The organism is Streptomyces sp. NPDC034670 (assembly GCF_055574875.1).
The window spans coordinates 42,555-63,320 of the sequence record NZ_JBVITR010000007.1 but is presented as its reverse complement, the minus strand read 5'-3'; the positions used below and the strand labels follow the sequence as shown (position 1 = coordinate 63,320).

The 20,766-nt window shown below is 72.5% G+C and carries 15 protein-coding genes; 7 read left to right on the top strand and 8 right to left on the bottom strand.

Annotated features, from left to right (window positions below; genetic code table 11):
- The first annotated feature begins 12 nt into the window (after positions 1-12).
- Positions 13-180 carry a hypothetical protein gene (locus ACZ56B_RS07525; RefSeq protein WP_468787292.1) on the top strand — a complete coding sequence of 56 codons (168 nt, stop codon included), beginning with the start codon at positions 13-15 and terminating at the stop codon, positions 178-180.
- 107 nt (positions 181-287) lie between these two features.
- On the opposite strand, the gene dnaE is transcribed toward ACZ56B_RS07525, so the two are convergent.
- Positions 288-3,827 (bottom strand): DNA polymerase III subunit alpha, encoded by a 3,540-nt coding sequence (dnaE, locus tag ACZ56B_RS07520; RefSeq protein WP_468787290.1) that lies wholly within the window; start codon positions 3,825-3,827, stop codon positions 288-290.
- 203 nt (positions 3,828-4,030) lie between these two features.
- On the opposite strand from dnaE, the gene ACZ56B_RS07515 reads away from it, so the two are divergent.
- From ACZ56B_RS07515 to ACZ56B_RS07500, 4 genes are all read left to right on the top strand, one after another.
- On the top strand, positions 4,031-5,380 hold the full coding sequence (locus ACZ56B_RS07515; protein ID WP_468787288.1) for a DUF2252 domain-containing protein: 1,350 nt from the start codon (positions 4,031-4,033) through the stop codon (positions 5,378-5,380).
- 68 nt (positions 5,381-5,448) lie between these two features.
- Positions 5,449-6,159 carry a hypothetical protein gene (locus tag ACZ56B_RS07510; RefSeq protein WP_468787286.1) on the top strand — a complete coding sequence of 237 codons (711 nt, stop codon included), beginning with the start codon at positions 5,449-5,451 and terminating at the stop codon, positions 6,157-6,159.
- A gap of 105 nt (positions 6,160-6,264) precedes the next feature.
- Positions 6,265-7,077: a DsbA family protein gene (locus ACZ56B_RS07505; protein ID WP_468787284.1), complete on the top strand. Its 813-nt coding sequence runs from the start codon at positions 6,265-6,267 to the stop codon at positions 7,075-7,077.
- A 90-nt stretch (positions 7,078-7,167) separates the two neighbouring features.
- Complete coding sequence (locus ACZ56B_RS07500) at positions 7,168-8,859, top strand: alkaline phosphatase D family protein (protein ID WP_468787282.1); 1,692 nt, start codon at positions 7,168-7,170, stop codon at positions 8,857-8,859.
- 19 nt (positions 8,860-8,878) lie between these two features.
- Here ACZ56B_RS07500 and ACZ56B_RS07495 read toward each other — a convergent pair whose 3' ends face one another.
- Complete coding sequence (locus tag ACZ56B_RS07495) at positions 8,879-9,454, bottom strand: dienelactone hydrolase family protein (RefSeq protein ID WP_468787280.1); 576 nt, start codon at positions 9,452-9,454, stop codon at positions 8,879-8,881.
- A gap of 107 nt (positions 9,455-9,561) precedes the next feature.
- Here ACZ56B_RS07495 and ACZ56B_RS07490 point away from each other — a divergent pair, with 107 nt between their 5' ends.
- Positions 9,562-10,677 carry a mechanosensitive ion channel family protein gene (locus tag ACZ56B_RS07490; RefSeq protein ID WP_468787278.1) on the top strand — a complete coding sequence of 372 codons (1,116 nt, stop codon included), beginning with the start codon at positions 9,562-9,564 and terminating at the stop codon, positions 10,675-10,677.
- Positions 10,678-10,684: 7 nt separating this feature from the next.
- On the opposite strand, the gene ACZ56B_RS07485 is transcribed toward ACZ56B_RS07490, so the two are convergent.
- The 6 genes from ACZ56B_RS07485 to ACZ56B_RS07460 form a co-directional block, all read right to left on the bottom strand.
- Entirely contained in the window at positions 10,685-11,428 is a 744-nt protein-coding gene (locus tag ACZ56B_RS07485; RefSeq protein WP_468787276.1) for an SDR family NAD(P)-dependent oxidoreductase, read from the bottom strand.
- A 110-nt stretch (positions 11,429-11,538) separates the two neighbouring features.
- Positions 11,539-13,125 (bottom strand): Na+/H+ antiporter, encoded by a 1,587-nt coding sequence (locus ACZ56B_RS07480; protein WP_468787274.1) that lies wholly within the window; start codon positions 13,123-13,125, stop codon positions 11,539-11,541.
- A gap of 88 nt (positions 13,126-13,213) precedes the next feature.
- Complete coding sequence (locus ACZ56B_RS07475; protein ID WP_468787272.1) at positions 13,214-13,690, bottom strand: GNAT family N-acetyltransferase; 477 nt, start codon at positions 13,688-13,690, stop codon at positions 13,214-13,216.
- Positions 13,687-14,631, bottom strand: a complete 945-nt coding sequence (locus ACZ56B_RS07470; protein WP_468787270.1) for an RluA family pseudouridine synthase — start codon at positions 14,629-14,631, stop codon at positions 13,687-13,689. Before ACZ56B_RS07470 ends, ACZ56B_RS07475 begins: the two co-directional genes overlap by 4 nt.
- A gap of 50 nt (positions 14,632-14,681) precedes the next feature.
- Positions 14,682-15,347 (bottom strand): signal peptidase II, encoded by a 666-nt coding sequence (gene lspA, locus ACZ56B_RS07465; RefSeq protein ID WP_468787268.1) that lies wholly within the window; start codon positions 15,345-15,347, stop codon positions 14,682-14,684.
- A gap of 88 nt (positions 15,348-15,435) precedes the next feature.
- A complete protein-coding gene (locus ACZ56B_RS07460; RefSeq protein ID WP_468787266.1) occupies positions 15,436-15,912 on the bottom strand; it encodes a TraR/DksA family transcriptional regulator in 477 nt (158 codons plus the stop codon).
- Between the two features lie 1,484 nt (positions 15,913-17,396).
- Here ACZ56B_RS07460 and ileS point away from each other — a divergent pair.
- The gene (gene ileS, locus ACZ56B_RS07455) at positions 17,397-20,540 is read left to right on the top strand and encodes an isoleucine--tRNA ligase (protein WP_468787264.1); all 3,144 of its coding nucleotides are present in this window, start codon (positions 17,397-17,399) and stop codon (positions 20,538-20,540) included.
- Positions 20,541-20,766: the final 226 nt, after the last annotated feature.

Below are 20,766 nucleotides of genomic sequence, written 5' to 3'. Positions count from 1 at the left end.
GGAGGCATCACCATGGCCAAGAACAAGAACCGTGACCGTAAGCAGCCGCAGGCCGAGCGCGCCCGACGGGCGCCGCAGTCGGCCGCGATGGAGACGCCGGACGAGCAGCGCACCACGGAGGCCGTGCCCGGCGAGGCCGGCCGGGGCAAGGGCCGGCAGAAGCGCTTCGGCCACAACTGACCTCCCCGTGAAGGATCGTTGAGATCCGCACGCGTGTGAAGAGGGGCGCACCCGCCGTCGCCGCCGGGTGCGCCCCTTCCACGCGTCCGGTGCGCGCGGCCGCTCGCTCAGCCCGCCAGGCAGGAGGGCCCGAGCAGGACCTTCAGGTCGCCGAAGAGGGCCGGGTCCGGCTTGACCCGGTGCCGGTCCAGGCGCAGCACCGTCGTCTTCGTCGGCCCCTGCAGTTTGATGCGGACCTCGCTGTCGCCCTTGTGGTGGGTGAGGATCTCGCCGAGCCGGCTGACCATCGGCGGGGTCACGCGCGTCGCCGGGATGGTGAGGACGACGGGCGCGTTGGCGCCCGCGGTGGACAGGTCGGGGACCATCAGCTCCATCGCCACCAGGCGCGGCACGTCCTCCCGCTTGTCGAGGCGGCCCTTGACGAACACCACGGCGTCCTCGACCAGTTGCGTCGACACCAGCTGGTAGGTCGCCGGGAAGAACATGCACTCGATGGAGCCCGCGAGGTCCTCCACCGTGGCGATCGCCCAGGCGTTGCCCTGCTTGGTCATCTTGCGCTGCAGGCCCGAGATGATGCCGCCGATGGTGACCACCGCGCCGTCGCCGAAGTCGCCGCCGGTGAGCTGGGAGATGCCCGCGTCGGCCTTGTCGGACAGCACGTGCTCCAGGCCGAACAGCGGGTGGTCGGAGACGTAGAGACCGAGCATCTCCCGCTCCTGGGCGAGCAGGTAGGTCTTGTCCCACTCCTCGTCGGTGAACTGCACGTCGAGACCGAAGCCGGGCTCGCCGGCCTCCTCCTCGCCCATGCCGCCGAAGAGGTCGAACTGCCCCTCGGCCTCCTTGCGCTTCACCGCGACCACGTTGTCGATCATCGGCTCGTACTGGGCGGTGAGGCCCTTGCGGGTGTGGCCCATGGAGTCGAAGGCGCCCGCCTTGATCAGCGACTCCGTGGTGCGCTTGTTGCAGACGACCGCGTCGACCTTGTCGAGGTAGTCCGGGAAGGACGTGTACTTCCCCTTGGCCTTGCGGCACTTGATGATCGACTCGACGACGTTGGTGCCGACGTTGCGCACCGCCGACAGGCCGAAGAGGATCACGTCGTCGCCCTGCGCGGCGAAGTTGGCCTCGGACTCGTTGACGTTGGGCGGGAGGACCCTGATGCCCATGCGGCGGCACTCGTTGAGGTAGACGGCCGACTTGTCCTTGTCGTCCTTGACCGAGGTGAGCAGCGCCGCCATGTACTCGGCGGGGTGGTTCGCCTTGAGGTAGGCGGTCCAGTACGACACCAGTCCGTACGCGGCGGAGTGCGCCTTGTTGAAGGCGTAGCCGGCGAAGGGCACCAGCACGTCCCACAGCGCCTGGATGGCCTCGTCGCTGTAGCCGTTCTTGCGGGCGCCGGCCTGGAAGATGACGAAGTTCTTCTCCAGCTCCTCCGGCTTCTTCTTGCCCATCACGCGGCGGAGGATGTCGGCCTCGCCGAGCGAGTAGCCGGCGATGATCTGGGCGGCCTTCTGCACCTGCTCCTGGTAGACGATCAGGCCGTAGGTGACGTCCAGGACCTCCTTGAGCGGCTCCTCCAGCTCGGGGTGGATGGGCGTGATCTCCTGCTGGCCGTTCTTGCGCAGGGCGTAGTTGGTGTGCGAGTTCATGCCCATCGGGCCCGGCCGGTACAGGGCGGAGACGGCGGAGATGTCCTCGAAGTTGTCCGGCTTCATCAGCCGGAGCAGGGAGCGCATCGGGCCGCCGTCGAACTGGAACACGCCGAGGGTGTCGCCGCGCTGGAGGAGCTCGAAGGTCGTGGGGTCGTCGAGCGGGAGGCTCAACAGGTCGATGTCGATCCCCTTGTTGGCCTTCACCATCTTGACGGCGTCGTCCATGATGGTCAGGTTGCGCAGGCCCAGGAAGTCCATCTTCAGCAGGCCGAGCGACTCGCAGCTCGGGTAGTCCCACTGCGTGATGGTGACGCCGTCGGTGTGCCTGACCCAGACCGGGACGTGGTCGGTGATGGTCTCGCTGGACATGATCACGCCGGCCGCGTGCACGCCCATCTGCCGCACCAGGCCCTCGACGCCCTTGGCGGTGTCGATGACCTTCTTCACGTCCGGTTCGTTCTCGTACATCGCCCGGACCTCGCCCGCCTCCGAGTAGCGGGGGTGGCTGGGGTCGGTGATGCCGGACAGCGGGATGCCCTTGCCGAGGACGTCGGCGGGCATGGCCTTGGTGATGCGGTCGCCCATCGCGTACGGGTAGCCCAGCACGCGCGCGGAGTCCTTGATCGCGTTCTTGGCCTTGATGGTGCCGTAGGTGCCGATCATGGCGACCTTGTCGGCGCCGTACTTCTCCGTCACGTACCGGATCACCTCGACGCGCCGGCGCTCGTCGAAGTCGATGTCGACGTCGGGCATCGAGATGCGCTCGGGGTTGAGGAACCGCTCGAAGATCAGGCCGTGCGGGATCGGGTCGAGGTCGGTGATGCCGAGGGCGTAGGCGACGATCGAGCCGGCCGCGGACCCCCGGCCGGGGCCGACCGCGATGCCCTGCTTCTTGGCCCACATGATGAAGTCGGCGACCACGAGGAAGTACCCGGGGAAGCCCATCGAGATGATGGTGTCCATCTCGTACTCGACCTGCTTCATGCGGTCGTCCGGGATGCCGCCGGGGAAGCGGCGGTGCATGCCCCGCATGACCTCCTCGCGGAACCAGCTGACCTCGGTGTACCCCTCCGGGATGTCGAACTTCGGCATCAGGTCGCGCTTCTCGAACATGCCCGTGGTGTCGACCATCTCGGCGATCAGCCGGGTGTTGTCGCAGCCCTGCTGCCAGGCGTCCGAGGAGTCGATGGCGTACATCTCCTCGGTGGACTTGAGGTAGTAGCCGGTGCCGTCGAACTTGAAGCGGTCGGGGTCGGAGAGGTTCTTGCCGGTCTGGATGCACAGCAGCGCGTCGTGCGCGGTCGCCTCGTGCGCGTACGTGTAGTGCGAGTCGTTGGTGACCAGGGGCGGGATGCCGAGCTTCCGCCCGATCTCCAGCAGGCCGTCGCGGACCCGGTGCTCGATGTCGATGCCGTGGTCCATCAGCTCCAGGAAGTAGCGGTCCTTGCCGAAGATGTCCTGGTAGTCGGCGGCCGCCTTGAGGGCCTCGTCGAAGTGGCCGAGGCGCAGCCGCGTCTGCACCTCGCCCGAGGGGCAGCCGGTGGAGGCGACGATGCCCTCCGACCACTTGGCGATGGTCTCCTTGTCCATCCGGGGCCACTTCTGCAGCCAGCCCTCGGCGTAGGCGTCGGAGGAGAGGCGGAAGAGGTTGTGCAGGCCGGTGCTGTTCACCGCCCACATGGTCTTGTGCGTGTAACCGCCCGAGCCGGAGACGTCGTCCCGCTTCTGGTGCGGCTGGCCCCAGAGGATCTTGCGCTTGTTGCGCCGCGACTCGGGGGCGACGTACGCCTCGATCCCGATGATCGGGGTGACCCCGGCCTTCTGCGCGGAGTGGAAGAAGTCGTACGCCCCGTGCAGGTTGCCGTGGTCGGACATGGCGATGTGCGTCATGCCCATCTCGTTGCAGGCGTCGAACATGTCCTTCAGCCGCGCGGCACCGTCCAGCAGCGAGTACTGGGTGTGGACGTGCAGGTGCGTGAACGGCGGCTTCGACACGGTGCGGCCTCCAAGGAGAACTATCGGCGACGGGCTGCGGACAGTCCGGTGGACAGCGTCGAAGTCTATGCCCCGGCACTGACACCTCGAGGACGTCCCGGCGTACCTTCGGACGAGGCGCGGGCACTCCCGCGCCCCCTTGCACGTTAGCCGGGGGACGGGCCAGCCGTCCCGAGACGTCCCGCACCAGGAGGCACCCAGCGATGTCGGTCCCGCAGCTCGACGACGAGCACCGCGGTGAGGAGATCCTCGCCGTCCTCGACACCGCCTTCGGTGAGCTCCTGGCCGCCGACCCGGCCGCGTTCCGCGTGAAGTTCCGGAAGATGGCGGCCTCGGCGTTCGCCTTCTACCGGGGGACGGCGTGCCTCTTCTACCACGACCTGGACGCGGAGGACGCCGGTCGGGGCGGTGGGGGGACGTGCAGCGGCCCGTACCTGGACGACCGGACCTCCCGGGTGTGGATCCACGGCGACCTGCACGCGGAGAACTTCGGCACCTACATGGACTCCAACGGCCGCCTGGTGTTCAACGTCAACGACTTCGACGAGGCCTACGTCGGCCCCTTCACCTGGGACCTCAAGCGCTTCGCGGCCTCCATGGCGCTGATCGGCTACGCGAAGGCGCTCAGTGACGAGCAGATCACCGAACTGGTGCGGATCTACGCGGGCGCCTACCGCGAGCGGATCCGCGCGCTGGCCACGGGCGCGAAGGACGACGAGGTGCCGCCGTTCACGCTGGACACCGCCCAGGGGCCGCTGCTGGACGCGCTGCGCGACGCCCGCTCCCTGACCCGGTTCGGACTGCTGGAGTCGATGACCGAGATCCGCGACTTCGAACGCCGCTTCGCCCCCGGCGGCGGCGCGGTCGAGCTGGACGCCGCCACCCGCTACAAGGTGCTCGCCGCCTTCGACGGCTACCTGGAGACGCTGCCGGACTCCTCCCTGGCCCGCCCGGACTCCTACCGCGTGAAGGACGTCGTGGGCCGCCGCGGCATCGGCATCGGGTCGGCCGGGCTGCCGTCGTACAACATCCTCCTGGAGGGCCACAGCGACGCCCTGGAGAACGACGTCGTGATCTACGTCAAGCAGGCCCAGACGCCGGCCGTCTCCCGGCACATCCCCGACCGGGCCATCCGCGACTACTTCCTCCACGAGGGCCACCGCACGGTGATCTCCCAGCGCGCCCTCCAGGCGCACGCCGACCCGTGGCTGGGCTGGACCGAGCTGGACGGCGCGGGCCAGCTGGTCGCCGAGGTCTCGCCGTACGCCGTGGACCTGGACTGGAGCGACATCGACGACCCCGAGGAGATCGCCCAGGTGGTCGCCGACCTCGGCCGGGCCACGGCCGCGATGCACGCGGCGGCGGACGACACCTCCGGCGAGTCCCTGGTGCCGTTCTCCACCGAGCGGGCCATCGACGCGGTGATCGCGGCCGACGAGGAGGGCCTCGCGCCGCTGCTGGTCGACTTCGCGCACGACTACGGCGCACGCGCGCGCCGCGACCACCAGATCTTCCTGGACCTGTTCCGCAACGGCAGGATCCCCGGACTGTGACCCTCCCCCCGCCCGCCGGGACCCTTTAGGGACCCCTTACCGGAACACGTGACAGACTTTCCTCCGCCATGGACATATCCGGAACCCCGCTCAGAGCCGTCCGCGCGGCGCTGTTCACGGCAGTGACCGTGACCCTCAGCGCCGCGTCGCACGTGCTGCTGTCCGGGGCCCCGCTGCCGCTGAACACGGTGACCGCGATCGCCGCCGCCGTGTTCCTCCTGGCGTACGCCCTGGCGGGGCGGGAGCGCTCCTTCGGGCGGATCGCCGCCCTGCTGATCCCGCTGGAGCTGGCCGCCGACACCGTCTTCACCACCGGCCAGCACGTCTGCTACGGCCGGATGGGCGGGCCCGTGGCGGGTCCGCTGCGCTCCGTCGGCTTCGACGTGCTGTGCGGCGACGGCACCAGTGTGGGCGCCCCGCTCGCCCGGGTGACCGGCACCGCCGCCGAGGGCGGCGACCGGCTGGCGGTCCTGCTCGCCCACTCCGGCCCGGCCACCGCCTGGCTGCTGCTCGGCGCGCACATCGGCGTCGGCCTGTTCGCCGCCGCCTGGCTGCGCCGCGGCGAGCGGGCGCTGGCCCAGCTGCTCGGCGCGGTGGCGGCCACCGCCTCGACGGCGGTCCGGCCGCTGATGTTCGCGGTCGCGGCGGCCGCGGGCCGCCCGGCCCCGGAGGTCCGCCGGCCCGTCCCGCCGGTCCGCGAGGCCGCCACGGCCCGGACCCGGCTCCTCGTGCACTCCCTGGGACGGCGCGGACCGCCGTGCTCCGCCGCCCTCGCCTGAGGCGGTCCCCCGCCCCGGCACCGGCGGCGCCCCCGAACACGAGCGGTCCCCCATCCGTATCCCGTACACGCACGATCGTGTACGTCCCCCGTGGAGAACATCACCATGAGCAAGCGGAACAGCCAGGCGGCGAAGACGGCGGCCCGGGAGCGCCTGCGCGCGGAGCGCGAGCGCCAGGCCAAGAGGGCCAAGGTCAAGCGGCAGGTCATCGTCGCCTGTTCGGTCGTGGGCGTCCTGGCCGCGGCCGGCGGCATCGGCTACGCGGTCGTCCAGGCCAACAAGCCCGGTCACTGGGAGGCCGCGAAGGACGCCGAGCTCGTCAAGCCGGCCAACAGCAGCGGCGAGAACGGCACGACCGTCGTCATCGGCAAGCCCGGGGCGAAGAAGACCCTGGAGCTCTACGAGGACCCGCGCTGCCCGGTCTGCGCCACGTTCGAGCAGAACGTCGGCGAGACGATCGAGAAGGACGTCGAGGACGGCAAGTACAAGATCCGTTTCATCGGCGCCACGTTCCTCGACAACGGCCTGACCGGCGAGGGCTCCAAGAACGCCCTGAGTGCCCTGGGTGCCGCGCTGAACGTCGGGCCCGAGGCGTTCCTCGCCTACAAGTCCGCGCTCTACTCGGCCGAGTTCCACCCCCAGGAGAGCGAGGACAAGTTCAAGGACGACGCGTACCTGATCGAGGTCGCGAACTCGGTCGACGCCCTGAAGAACAACAAGGAGTTCCAGAAGGACGTCGAGGACGGCACCTACGACCGGTGGGCGCTGGAGATGTCCGAGACCTTCGACAAGAGCGACGTGCGGGGCACGCCGACCCTGAAGATGGACGGCAAGAAGGTCACCGGTTCCGACGGCCAGAACACCCCCATGACGGCGGAGGAGTTCAAGACGGCGATCGACAAGGCCCTCAAGGCCTGAACACCGGCCGGCCGGCCGGGCGTTGAAGAGCGGGCGAACTTTGGCGAGTTCGCCCGCTCTCGCGTGTACCTGTCAGTAACCTGATCGGCTGTGACCAGTCGACACAGATCATCCGAGAGCGCCGCCCCCGCCCCCGCGGACCCCTGCGCCCCCGCCCCGCTCCCCCCGCGCCGCCGTACGGTCGTCAAGGCGGCCGCCGCCACCGCGGTGCTGGCCGGACCGCTCGCCGCGTCCCTGCCCGCCCGGGCGGCGGCGCAGGCCCCCGCCTTCCTGCACGGCGTGGCCTCCGGCGACCCGCTGCCGGACGGCGTCCTGCTGTGGACCCGCGTGACCCCGGTGCCGGAGGCGATACCCGGCTCCGGGCTCGGCCCGGACACCGAGGTGAGCTGGACCGTCGCCCGGGACAAGGCGTTCACCGACGTCGTCGCCCGGGGCACGGTGCTCGCCACCGCCGCCTCCGACCACACCGTCAAGGCGGACATCCGCGGCCTGCGGCCGGCCACCGACTACTGGTTCCGCTTCTCCGCCGGGGGCACCGACTCCCCCGTCGCCCGCACCCGCACCGCCCCGGCCGCCGACGCCGCCGTGACCGGACTGCGCTTCGGCGTGGTCTCCTGCTCCAACTGGGAGGCCGGCCGCTTCTCCGCGTACCGCCACCTCGCGGCCCGGGGCGACCTGGACGCCTGGCTGCACCTGGGCGACTACCTCTACGAGTACGGCACCGGCGAGTACGGCGCCCGCGGCAGGACGGTGCGCCCGCACGCGCCCGCCCACGAGATCGTCACCCTCGCCGACTACCGCCTGCGGCACGCGACGTACAAGACCGACCCCGACCTGCAGGCCCTGCACCACCGGGCGCCGGTCGTCGCGATCTGGGACGACCACGAGTTCGCCAACGACGCCTGGTCGGGCGGCGCCGAGAACCACACCGAGGGCGCCGAGGGCACCTGGGCCGCGCGCCGGGCCGCCGCCCAGCAGGCCTACTTCGAGTGGATGCCGGTGCGTCCCGCGCTCGCCGGCACCACCTACCGCCGGCTGCGCTTCGGCAGGCTCGCCGACCTCTCCCTGCTGGACCTGCGCTCCTTCCGCTCCCAGCAGGTCCCGCTCGGCGACGGCGGGGTCGACGACCCGGACCGCACGCTCACCGGCCGCGCCCAACTGGACTGGCTGAAGGCGGGGCTGACGGCGTCCGACACCACCTGGCGGCTGGTCGGCACCTCGGTGATGATCTCGCCGTTCGCGATCGGCTCCCTGCCGGCGAGCCTGCTGAAGCCGCTCGCCCGACTGCTCGGCCTGCCGCAGGAGGGCCTGGCGCTCAACACCGACCAGTGGGACGGCTACACCGACGACCGCCGCGAACTCCTCGCCCACCTGCGCGCGAACGCCGTCCGCAACACGGTCTTCCTCACCGGGGACATCCACATGGCGTGGGCCAACGACGTGCCGGTCGACGCCGGCACCTACCCGCTGTCGCCCTCGGCCGCCACGGAGTTCGTGGTCACCTCGGTCACCTCCGACAACCTCGACGACATCGTCAAGGCCCCCGAGGGCACCGTCTCCGCGGTCGCCGCGCCGCTGATCCGGGCCGCCAACCGGCACGTCCACTGGGTGGACACCGACCGCCACGGCTACGGCGTCCTGGACATCACCGCCGAGCGGGCGCAGATGGACTACTACGTCCTGTCCGACCGCACGGACCCGGCCGCCACGTCCGCCTGGGTGCGCTCCTACCGCACGCGCAACGGCACCCAGAAGGTGGAGCGCGTCCACGAACCGGTCTGACGCCGCTCCCGCCGGGAGATCAGTCCTCCAGCGAGCCGAGGAAGCCGAGCGCCACCCGCCAGGTGGCCTCGGCGGCCTCCTCGTCCCAGTCCGGCAGGTCGGGGTCGGTGTAGAGGTGGCCGGCCCCGGCGTACCGGTACACCTCGACGTCGGCCCCCGCCCGGCGCATCCGCAGGTACCAGGCGCTGAGCCAGTCGTCGGTCTCGAACGGGTCCGGCTCGGCGACGTGCAGCTGCACCGGCAGCTCGTCCACCGAGGCGTTCGGCGCGATGTCGGACGTGCCGTGCAGGAGCAGCAGCCCGCGGGCCTTGTCGTCGCCGAGGGCCAGCGTCTGGGCGACGGAGGCGCCGAAGGAGAACCCGGCGTACACCAGCCCCCGCTCCGAGTGGGGCGCGGCGGCCAGCACGGCCCGCTTCAGCAGCTCGTCCTTGCCGGTCTCCTCCTGGTGCGCCATGCCCTCCTCGACCGTGTCGAACGTACGGCCCTCGAAGAGGTCGGGCGTGAACACCCGGTGTCCGGCCGCGCGCAGCCGGTCGGCGGCCCGGTGCACCGCGGGTCCGAGCCCGTGGGTCGAGTGGAAGAGCATGATGTCCATGGGCCCATGGTGCCAGCCCGGTGTGACCGCGCCGGATCGAGGCACTACCCGCGAGGGGGCGGAAGTCACATGTTCGTGCCCGCCCCGGGCCGGTTAGGTTCGAGGGCATGGATGACGTGCTCCGCCCGCTGATCGTGGTCGGTGGCTCGGTCGCGCTCACGCTGCTGCTCGGCTGGGCCACCGACCTGCTGCTGCGCAAGGCCGACGAACGCCGCCACGAGACACCGCTGTGGGGGCTGCTCCGCCGCGCCCGCGTCCCGTACCAGCTGGTGCTGTGCGCGGCCCTGCTGAGAGGGTCCTACGTCGAGGCCCAGGTGTTCCCCGACCACCGGACCGGCATCGGCCGGCTGCTGACCCTGGTGCTGATCGGGTCGGCCGCCTGGCTGGTGATCCGGATCGCGGCCGCGGTCGTCGAGACCACCTACACGCGGTACGCCAACGCCCGCTACCACCGCGATCCGGCACGGGTCCGCCGGGTGCGCACCCAGGTGACGCTGATCCGGCGGGTGGTGTCGGCGATCGTCACGGTGGTGGCGGCGGCCTCGATGCTGCTGACCTTCCCGGCGATGCGGGCGGCCGGGGCCTCGCTGCTGGCCTCGGCCGGCATCCTCGGCATCGTCGCCGGTGTCGCCGCCCAGTCCACGCTGGGCAACATGTTCGCCGGGCTGCAGATCGCCTTCGGCGACATGGTGCGCATCGGGGACACGGTGGTGGTGGAGGGCGAGTGGGGCACGGTGGAGGAGATCACGCTGACCTTCCTGACCGTCCGCACCTGGGACGAGCGCCGGATCACCATGCCGGTGTCGTACTTCACGTCCAAGCCGTTCGAGAACTGGTCGCGCGGCACGCCGCAGATGACCGGCACCGTCTTCTGGCACCTCGACCACTCGGCCCCCCTCGAGGCGATGCGCGAGAGGCTCCGCGACATCCTGCGGGAGTGCCCGGCCTGGGACGGCCGCGCCTACAACCTGACCGTGACGGACACCACGCCCAGCACCATGGAGGTGCGGGCCCTGGTCACCGCCAAGGACGCGGACGATATATGGACGGTGCGGGTCACGGTCCGCGAGCAGATGATCCGCTGGCTGACCGAGAAGCACCCGTACGCCCTGCCCCGGGTCAACACGGCGGACGCGGCCCTGCCGCCGCGTCCCGACGGCCACCGCTCCGTCGGCCGCGTCCCGGCGGCCCGCGGGGTGCACAGTCACCCGGGGGAGCGGTGACCGCCCTTCAGTGACCGCGTTCGGCGCCGCCGTTGACCTGGATGATCTGCGAGGTGATGTGCCCGGCGCCCGGGGAGGCGAGCCAGTGCAGGGTCGCGGCGACGTCCCCGGGCGTCCCGGCCCGCCGGTCGGACGTCTCGGCGATCAGCCGGGCCCGCCGCTCCTCGTCGAGGCCGTCGCCGAAGAAGGCGGTGTCCTCGATGTAGCCGGGCGCCACCACGTTCACGGTGATGCCGTGCGGGCCCATCTTCCGGGCGAGGTCGTGGGCGTAGGGGTGCAGCCCCGCCTTGGCCGCCGCGTACGCCACCTGCCCGGACCCCCGGTACGCGGCGATGGAGCTGAGGAACAGCACCCGCCCGCCGGGTTCGGCGAGCCGTTCCCGCAGGGCCTCGGTGAGCAGGACGGCGGTCAGCAGGTTGAGCCGGAAGTTGACCGTCCAGTGGCGGGCGAGGGCGTCGAGCGGGTCGTCGCCGCCGCCGGCCGGGGGCTCGAGGAGCCCGTTGCCCCCGGCGCTGTGCACGAGGACGTCCACGGCCCCGAACTCCCGCCCCACGAAGCGGGCGACGCCCCGCACGGCCTCGGGGTCGGTCAGGTCGGCGGCGTACGTCAGCGCCCCCGGCACCGCGGCCCGCTCCAGCACGTCCCCGCGTCGCCCGAGCAGCAGCACGCGGTCCCCGTCGGCGGCGAAGACACGCGCGGTGGCCAGCCCGATTCCCGTACCGCCCCCACTGATCACAACGTTCCGAGTCATGCCCCGACCCTACGGACAGAACACCGCCGCCGGCGGCGACCCGGCGCGGGGCGCCCGCTTCTCCACCGACGGGAGCAGGCGGCGCGCCGGCGGGAGGCCCCCGCGGGCGCTCACCTCAGGCTCCGCACGTCCAGATGGCGCAGCACCCGGTCCACCACCTCCGGGTCCGCCCCCGCCTCGCTCCGCGCCGCCAGCACCTCGTGCCGCGCGGCGCTCAGCATCTCCCCCTCGATCCGCCGCATCCGCTTCAGCCGCCGTGCCCGCTGCCGGTACGCCTCCCGCCGCTCGTCCTCGGCCATCTCCGGGCTGATCCGCACCCCGATGTCGAACGACCGGCGCAGCATCTGCTCGGACAGCTCCTCCGGCAGGTCCTCGACCTCCTCGATCTCCCGCAGCCGCCGTTTCGCCGCCTTCGCCGCCCGCACCGCCAGCCGGCGCTCGAACTCCTTCTCGCGCTCGGTGTCGCCCCGCACCCCCAGCCGGTTCACCAGCCGCGTCAGGGTCAGCCCCTGCACCAGCAGCGTCGCCAGCACCACGCCGAACGCGATGAAGACGATCTCGCCCCGGGCGGGGAAGGGGTCCCCGGCGTCGGTCTCCAGCGGGATGGCGAGGGCCAGGGCGACGGAGGCCACCCCGCGCATCCCCGACCACCACATCACCACGGTCTCGCGCCAGCTCACCGGGATCTCCTCGCCGACGTCCCGGGCGGTGTGCAGCCGCTTCGTCAGCCAGGTCGCCGGCAGCAGCCACGCCAGCCGGACCAGGACGACCACGCCCACGACCGCCGCCGCCCAGGTGAGCAGCTCGCCCCAGTGCCCGGCCGCGGTCGCGACCGCGTTGTGCAGTTCGAGGCCGACCAGCCCGAACGCGACGCCGGTGACGAGCGTGTCCACGATGTCCCAGAAGGTGTGCCCGGCGAGCCGGGCCATGACGTCGTCGGCGTCGGTGGCGTACTCCACCAGGAACAGCGCGGTGGTGAGCACCCCGAGCACGCCCGAGCCGTGCAGCTCCTCGGCCAGGACGTAGGCGGCGAACGGCACCAGCAGGGTCAGGGCGACCCGCAGGGTCGGGTCGCCGAGCAGGTTCATCAGCTTGTCGGTGCCCCAGCCGAGCGCGAGTCCGACCGCGACCGCCACCACGGCCGACAGCACCAGGTCGAGACCGGCCCGCCAGGGCGAGAAGGTGCCGCTGACGGCGGCGGCGATCGCCACGTGGTACAGGACGATGGCCGTCACGTCGTTGAACAGCCCTTCGCCCTCCAGGATCGACACCAGCCGGCGCGGCAGCCCCAGCTTCCCGGCGACGGCGGTCGCCGCGACCGGGTCGGGCGGGGCGACCAGGGCGCCGAGGGCGACGGCGGCGGCCAGCGGCAGCCCCGGCACGATCGCGTGGGCGACGACGGCCACGCACAGGGTGGTGACGAACACCAGCGCCACGGCCAGCAGGAGGATCGGTCTGACGTTCGCCGCGAACTGGCGCCAGGAGGTCCGGCGCACGGCGGCGTAGAGCAGGGGCGGCAGCAGCAGCGGCAGGATCAGTTCCGGCGGGACGTCGACGTTCGGGACGAACTCCAGCAGCGCCAGGACGATCCCGAAGACCGTCATCAGCACCGGTGCCGGCAGCCCCAGCCGTTCCCCGACCGGAACGCTCACCACGGTCCCGAGCAACAGGACGAACAGCAGGGCCAACTGATCCACGGTCGGTGCTCCCGGGAGGTCGACGATCGGTCGGCGGGCTCCCAGCCTGCCATGCCGCCGCCCGCACCCGGGCCGGTGACGGTTCCGGTTACAGCGCGCGCCGCATGGCCCGGTGCGGTATCCCCGCGTCCGGGAACTCGGGCCCGTACGCCGTGTACCCCAGCCGTTCGTAAAAACCCAGGGCGTGGGTCTGCGCGTGCAGGTCGACGGCGGTGAGGCCGCGGGCGCGGGCCGCTTCCTCGACGGCCCGCACCAGTGCCGCCCCGACCCCGAGCCCGCGGGCCTCCCGGGTCACCGCGAGCCGCCCGAGGGACCCGACCTCCGGGTCGCCGCCGTTCTTCGCCGCGGCGGCCCCGCCGTGCAGCAGCCGTCCGGTGCCGAGCGGCACGCCGTCCTCCCGGACCGCCAGCACGTGCACGGCGCCGGCGTCGTACGCGTCGTACTCGATGTCCTCGGGGACGCCCTGCTCGGCGACGAAGACCTCCTTGCGCACCGCGAAGCAGGCCTCCCGGTCGGCGGGCTGCACCGCTTCCCGGACCACGTAGGAGGGGGTCGGGGGGGTCATGCGTACGTCTCCTCCCGGACCTGGTCCAGCGCCCTGCGCAGGTCCTCCGGGTAGTCGCTGGAGTACTCCACCCACCGGCCGTCCCCGGGGTGCTCGAAGCCGAGGCGCACCGCGTGCAGCCACTGGCGGGTGAGGCGGAGCCGCTTGGCGAGCGTGGGGTCGGCGCCGTAGGTCAGGTCGCCGACGCAGGGGTGCCGGTGGGCGGCCATGTGGACGCGGATCTGGTGGGTGCGGCCGGTCTCCAGCTTGACGTCGAGGAGGGAGGCGGCGCGGAAGGCCTCGATGAGGTCGTAGTGCGTGACGGAGGGCTTGCCGTCGGCGGTGACCGCCCACTTGTAGTCGTGGTTCGGGTGGCGGCCGATGGGGGCGTCGATGGTGCCGCTGGTGGGGTCGGGGTGGCCCTGGACGAGCGTGTGGTAGCGCTTGTCGACCGTGCGCTCCTTGAACTGGCGCTTCAGCGAGGTGTACGCGTGCTCGGACTTGGCGACCACCATCAGACCGGAGGTGCCGACGTCGAGGCGGTGCACGATGCCCTGGCGCTCGGCGGCGCCGGAGGTCGAGACGCGGTACCCGGCGGCGGCGAGGCCGCCGATCACGGTCGGACCGGTCCAGCCCGGCGAGGGGTGGGCGGCGACCCCGACCGGCTTGGCGATCACGACCACGTCGTCGTCGTCGTGGACGATCTCCATGCCCTCCACCGGCTCGGCGACGACCCGCACCGGCGCGGGCGCCTGCGGCATCTCCACCTCGAGCCAGGCGCCGCCGCTGACCCGCTCGGACTTGCCGACCACCGACCCGTCGACCGTGACCTTCCCCGCGGCGGCGAGCTCGGCCGCCTTGGTGCGGGAGAAGCCGAACATGCGGGAGATGGCGGCGTCGACGCGCTCGCCCTCCAGGCCGTCGGGCACGGGCAGGGTGCGGATCTCGGGAATCGTGCTCACCCGTCGAGTATGCCGGACGGGGCCGGCGGCCCCGTACGCGCGTTCAGCTCTCAGTCCTTGTGGACGGTCCCGTCGGGGTCGAGCCCCCGGAACGACAGCAGCACGATCAGGACGCCGCCGCACACGATGGCCGAGTCGGCCAGGTTGAACACGGCGAAGCCCTTGGGCGCGATGAAGTCGACGACCGCGCCCTGGAAGACGCCCGGGGAGCGGAAGATCCGGTCGGTGAGGTTGCCGAGGGCGCCGCCGAGCAGCAGGCCGAGCGCGATCGCCCAGGGCAGGCTGTAGAGCTTGCGGGCGAGGCGGACGATCACGACGATCACGGCCGCCGCGATCACCGTGAAGATCACGGTGAAGGCCTCGCCGAAGCCGAAGGCCGCACCCGCGTTGCGGATCGCCTCGAACCTCAGCCAGTCCCCGATGATCTCGACGGGCTCGTGGTGCTCCAGTTCGGCGACCACGATCATCTTGCTGATCAGGTCGAGGGCGTAGGCGAAGGCGGCGACGGCGAACAGCACGGCGACGCGCCGCCTGCCGCGGGGCCGCCCGGTCCCCGCCGCCCCCTCGGCGCCGGAGGGGCCGGGCGTGCCGTCGGGGGCGCCGCCCTCCCGGGCACCGGCGGGGGCGCCGTCCGCGGGGGCGCCGTCCCGCTCCCGCCCGTCCCGGCCCGCGCCCGGGGTGTCCGGCGTACCGATGATGCGCTCCGCCTCTGCCACGTGAGTCCCTCGACCTAGGTGCCTGACTGAGGACGAGGGTACGGCACGCCCCGCACGGCCCCCGCGCCCAGGCGGCGTACGGCGGTGGTCAGGAGCGGCGCTCCTGCTTCTGCTTGCACTCGACGCACAGGGTGGCCCGGGGAAAGGCCTGCATGCGGGCCTTCCCGATGGGGTTGCCGCAGTTCTCGCACAGGCCGTAGGTACCGGCGTCCAGACGCTGCAGGGCCCGCTCGGACTGGGTGAGCATCTCGCGCGCGTTGGCCGCGAGCGCCAGCTCGTGCTCGCGCGTGATGTTCTTGGTGCCGGTGTCGGCGTCGTCGTCGCCCGCGCCGTCGCCGGAGTCCCGCATGAGACCGGCCAGCGACCGCTCCGACGAGCTGATCTCGTCGCGCAGCCGCACCACCTCGGCCGTCAGCCCGGCCCGCGCCTCCTCGACCTCTTCCGGCGCCCAGGGGTCCTCCCCCGGCCGCACCGCCAGGTCGCCCGGCTCCACCGCGGCGATCCGCGCCTTGGGCACGGCGGTCTTCGCCGCCGTGGCCGTGCCAGGGGTCTTCTTCGCACCCACCGTCGTCGCTCCCGTCTGCGTCGCGGCCTCGGCCGCACCCGCGTCAGTGGCCGTGCCGCGCCCGGCCGTGTCCTGTGTTCCCCCGCTGTTCCTGGTGGCGCCCTCGCCCTTTCCCCCCGTGCCCCCCGTCCCGCGGGCGGCGGCCTTCCGGCCGGCCCCGCCGCGGGCGCCGCCCGCTCCGGTCCTCCGCGCGGTCCCCTCCCCGGCCGCGGCCCCCTCCTCCGGCGCGGTCCCGGCCGCGCCCTTCCCCGGCGCCGGCCTCCGGTCCTGCGCCTTCCCGGCCGGTGCCTTCCCGGCCGCGCCCTTCCCCGTCGTCACCCTGCCCGCCCCGCCCTTCCCCGCGGGCGTCCTCCCCGCGGCCGCCGGTGCGGTCCCGGCGGCGCCCTCCGCCGTCGCCGCGTCCCCGACGGGCTCCCTTCCGGCCGTCCGCTTCCCCGCCGCCTTCTTCCCCGCGGCCCTTCCGGTCCCCTTCTCCCCCGCCGCGGCGGTCCGGGACGCGTCCTTCCCCACCGGCCCCCCGGCGGGGTCCTTCCCGGCCGCCTGCCTCTTCACGGTCCTCTTCCCCGCGGTCCTTCCGGACGGCTCCTTCCCGGTCCGCGCGGTCCCGCCCCCGGCAGCCGGCGCCTCCTGCGGGTGCCGCGTGTCCCCCGAGCCGGCCCCGGGGCCTCCCCGCGCCCGCCGCGCGGGCTCCGCCGCCGGCCGGGGGCTCCTCTTCCCGTCCTTCCCGTCCACGCTCCCGGCCGCACCGCCGGAGACCTCCGCACGGGGCGCGCCACCGCCGGCGCGCCCGGGCCGGCCGGACGCCGCCTGCTGTACGGCGGTCTTCTTCACCACCATGACCGCGGCCCCTTTACATATTGTGATCTTGTGCACAAATCGTTATGGGACGATAAATCGACTCGAGTCCCGCGGCAACGGGGCGCACCGCCCGATCGCCTCGCCCCGCGGACGCCGCGCGGCGAGCCTGCATGCGTTGTGCCCAGCTCCCCGCCGGGTATGCCGCCGGGAACGGCGTCCCGGGACCCGAACACGCATACCACTCCATTCGGGTCACACCGGGGCACGTCAGGTGGTACCGACCGCGTGCGCCGTTCCCCTTCCCGGTCCGCTCCCCGCCCCCTCCCCGGCCGCGGGAAAACCGGTCGGCCGCCCTGCTCACCGCGCCGTACACTGGGCGGAGCGAAAAGCGGAGATGGGGACGAGTAGCGGCGTAGGCAGCCCAGAGCGACCCGGGGACGGTGTGAGCCCGGGGGCGAGCGCGACGTGAAGATCACCCCGGAGCCGCCGGAAGAAAGCCGCAGCCCGACGGCGGCGGTGAGTAGAACCGGCATCGCGACCCGAATGAGGGGGCTCACCGGCGCACACGAGGCACCGGGGGGCCAAGGAGGGTGGTACCGCGGGAGCGCGCCAAGGCGGCGCAGGCATCGACACAGCTCTCGTCCCTCCGGACGGAAGGCAGCAGATCCGCCGGAGGAAGCTCGCTGATGACAACGCCGACGTACCGCCAGGTACCCGCCCAGATCGACCTGCCCGCCCTCGAGCACGCGGTGCTCGACTTCTGGCGCGAGCAGAAGATCTTCGCCAAGAGCCTGGAGCAGTCCGAGGGCCGCCCCGAGTGGGTGTTCTACGAGGGCCCGCCCACCGCCAACGGCATGCCGGGCGCCCACCACATCGAGGCGCGCGTCTTCAAGGACGTCTTCCCCCGCTTCCGCACCATGCGCGGCTACCACGTGGCCCGCAAGGCCGGCTGGGACTGCCACGGCCTCCCGGTGGAGCTGGCCGTGGAGAAGGAGCTCGGCTTCTCCGGCAAGCAGGACATCGAGGCGTACGGCATCGCCGAGTTCAACGCCCGGTGCCGCGAGTCGGTGACCCGCCACACCGACGCCTTCGCCGAGCTGACGACCCGCATGGGCTACTGGGTCGACCTCGACGACGCCTACCGGACCATGGACCCGGAGTACGTCGACTCCGTCTGGTGGTCGCTGAAGGAGATCTTCAACAAGGGGCTGCTGGTCCAGGACCACCGGGTCGCCCCCTGGTGCCCGCGCTGCGGCACCGGCCTGTCCGACCACGAGCTGGCCCAGGGCTACGAGACGGTCGTCGACCCGTCCGTCTACGTCCGCTTCCCGCTCACCTCCGGCCCGCTGGCCGGCGAGGCCGCGCTCCTGGTGTGGACGACCACCCCCTGGACGCTGGTCTCCAACACGGCGGTCGCCGCGCACCCCGAGGTCACCTACGTCGTCGCGACGAACGGCGAGGAGAAGCTGGTCGTCGCCGAGCCTCTGGTCGCGGGGGCCCTCGGCGAGGGCTGGGAGACCACCGGCCGGACCTTCACCGGCGCCGAGATGGAACGCTGGACGTACCGGCGCCCCTTCGAGCTGGTCGGTTTCCCCGAGCCCGCGCACTACGTGGTGAACGCCGAGTACGTCACCACCGGGGACGGCACGGGCCTGGTCCACCAGTCCCCCGCCTTCGGCGAGGACGACCTGAGGGTCTGCCGCTCCTACGGCCTGCCCGTCGTCAACCCGGTCCGCCCGGACGGCACCTTCGAGGAGGACGTCCCCCTGGTCGGCGGCGTCTTCTTCAAGAAGGCCGACGAGAAGCTGACCGCGGACCTCGACGAGCGCGGCCTGCTCTTCCGGCACGTCCCGTACGAGCACAGCTACCCGCACTGCTGGCGCTGCCACACCGCGCTGCTCTACTACGCGCAGCCGTCGTGGTACATCCGCACCACGGCCGTCAAGGACCGTCTGCTGGCGGAGAACGAGAGGACCAACTGGTTCCCGGACACGGTCAAGCACGGCCGGTACGGCGACTGGCTGGACAACAACATCGACTGGGCGCTGTCCCGCAACCGCTACTGGGGCACCCCCCTGCCCGTCTGGCGCTGCGCGGACGACCACCTCACGGTCGTCGGCTCGCGCGCGGAGCTGTCCGAGCTGACCGGCACCGACCAGTCGGGCCTCGACCCGCACCGCCCGTACATCGACGAGGTCACCTTCGCCTGCCCGCAGGACGGCTGCGGGCAGACGGCCACGCGCGTGCCGGAGGTCATCGACGCCTGGTACGACTCGGGCTCGATGCCGTTCGCGCAGTGGGGCTACCCGTACAAGAACAAGGAGCTGTTCGAGAGCCGGTACCCGGCGCAGTTCATCTCCGAGGCCATCGACCAGACCCGCGGCTGGTTCTACACGCTGATGGCGATCGGCACGCTGGTCTTCGACAGGTCGTCCTACGAGAACGTCGTGTGCCTGGGCCACATCCTCGCCGAGGACGGCCGCAAGATGTCCAAGCACCTGGGCAACATCCTGCAGCCGATCCCGCTCATGGACCAGCACGGCGCGGACGCGGTCCGCTGGTTCATGGCGGCCGGCGGCTCCCCGTGGGCGGCCCGCCGGGTGGGTCACGGCACCATCCAGGAGGTCGTCCGCAAGACGCTGCTGACGTACTGGAACACGGTCGCCTTCCAGGCCCTGTACGCCCGCACGGCGAACTGGGCGCCGAGCGGGGCCGACCCGGCCCCGGCCGACCGTCCGGTCCTCGACCGCTGGCTCCTGTCCGAACTGCACGCGCTCACCGACCAGGTGACCCGGGCGCTGGACGGCTACGACACCCAGCGCGCCGGCAAGCTGCTGTCCGCGTTCGTCGACGACCTGTCCAACTGGTACGTCCGCCGCTCCCGGCGCCGCTTCTGGCAGGGCGACAAGGCGGCGCTGCGCACCCTGCACGAGGTCGTGGAGACGGTCACCCGGCTGATGGCCCCGCTCACCCCGTTCATCACCGAGCGGGTCTGGCAGGACCTGATCGTCCCGGTCACCCCGGGCGCGCCGGAGTCGGTGCACCTGTCCTCCTGGCCCGAGGCGGACCCGACCGCGATCGACCCGGAGCTGTCGAAGCAGATGGTGCTGGTGCGCCGCCTGGTGGAGCTGGGACGGGCCACGCGCGCGGAGTCGGGCGTGAAGACCCGTCAGCCGCTGAGGCGGGCCCTGATCGCGGCCGGCGGCTTCGACGCCCTCGGCGCGGAGCTGCGCGCCCAGATCACCGAGGAGCTGAACGTCGAGTCGCTGGCGTCGCTGTCCGAGGTGGGCGGCTCGCTGGTGGACACGACGGCGAAGGCCAACTTCCGCGCGCTGGGCAAGCGGTTCGGCAAGCGCGTCCAGGACGTGGCCAAGGCGATCGCGAACGCGGACGCCGCCGCGCTGTCCCTGGCGCTGCGCGAGGGCACCGCCTCGGTCGAGGTGGACGGCGAGACGGTCACCCTCGCCCCGGACGAGGTGATCATCACGGAGACCCCGCGCGAGGGCTGGTCGGTGGCCTCCGACGCCGGTGCCACGGTCGCCCTCGACCTGGAGATCACCGAGGAGCTGCGCCGCGCGGGCCTGGCCCGGGACGCGATCCGGCTGATCCAGGAGGCCCGCAAGAACAGCGGCCTCGACGTGGCCGACCGCATCGCCCTGCGCTGGACGGCCGAGGACCCCGCGACCGCCGCGGCCCTGACCGACCACTCCGCCCTGATCGCCGACGAGGTCCTCGCCACGGACTTCGCCCGGGGCGGGGCGGACGACACCTACGGGGACGCGTTCACGGACGAGGGCCTGTCCCTGACGTTCCGCCTGCGCAAGGCGTAACGCACCAGAACCCCGCGCCCGAGGGCCCGGGCCGCCGAGGAGGATCTCGGTGGGCCCGGGCCCTCGGCGTCGTCCCCCACGGGCGCAGGCGCCCGGTCCCGGACGACCGGTGCACGCGTCCGTGAACGCGCGCAGCACAAGGGCGGGGGGGGGGGGGGGGGGGGGAGGGGGGCCGCCCCCCACGCTTTCTGACCCCCCGGGCTCCCTCTGTGCCGTTTGGGGGTCG

Bases quoted from the DNA above. Each gene is read 5' to 3' on its own strand.
- ACZ56B_RS07525 (WP_468787292.1), top strand. From the start codon at position 13: ATGGCCAAGAACAAGAACCGTGACCGTAAGCAGCCGCAGGCCGAGCGC.
- ACZ56B_RS07515 (WP_468787288.1), top strand. From the start codon at position 4,031: ATGTCGGTCCCGCAGCTCGACGACGAGCACCGCGGTGAGGAGATCCTC.
- ACZ56B_RS07510 (WP_468787286.1), top strand. From the start codon at position 5,449: ATGGACATATCCGGAACCCCGCTCAGAGCCGTCCGCGCGGCGCTGTTC.
- ACZ56B_RS07505 (WP_468787284.1), top strand. From the start codon at position 6,265: ATGAGCAAGCGGAACAGCCAGGCGGCGAAGACGGCGGCCCGGGAGCGC.
- ACZ56B_RS07495 (WP_468787280.1), bottom strand. From the start codon at position 9,454: ATGGACATCATGCTCTTCCACTCGACCCACGGGCTCGGACCCGCGGTG.
- ACZ56B_RS07490 (WP_468787278.1), top strand. From the start codon at position 9,562: ATGGATGACGTGCTCCGCCCGCTGATCGTGGTCGGTGGCTCGGTCGCG.
- ACZ56B_RS07485 (WP_468787276.1), bottom strand. From the start codon at position 11,428: ATGACTCGGAACGTTGTGATCAGTGGGGGCGGTACGGGAATCGGGCTG.
- ACZ56B_RS07475 (WP_468787272.1), bottom strand. From the start codon at position 13,690: ATGACCCCCCCGACCCCCTCCTACGTGGTCCGGGAAGCGGTGCAGCCC.
- ileS (WP_468787264.1), top strand. From the start codon at position 17,397: ATGACAACGCCGACGTACCGCCAGGTACCCGCCCAGATCGACCTGCCC.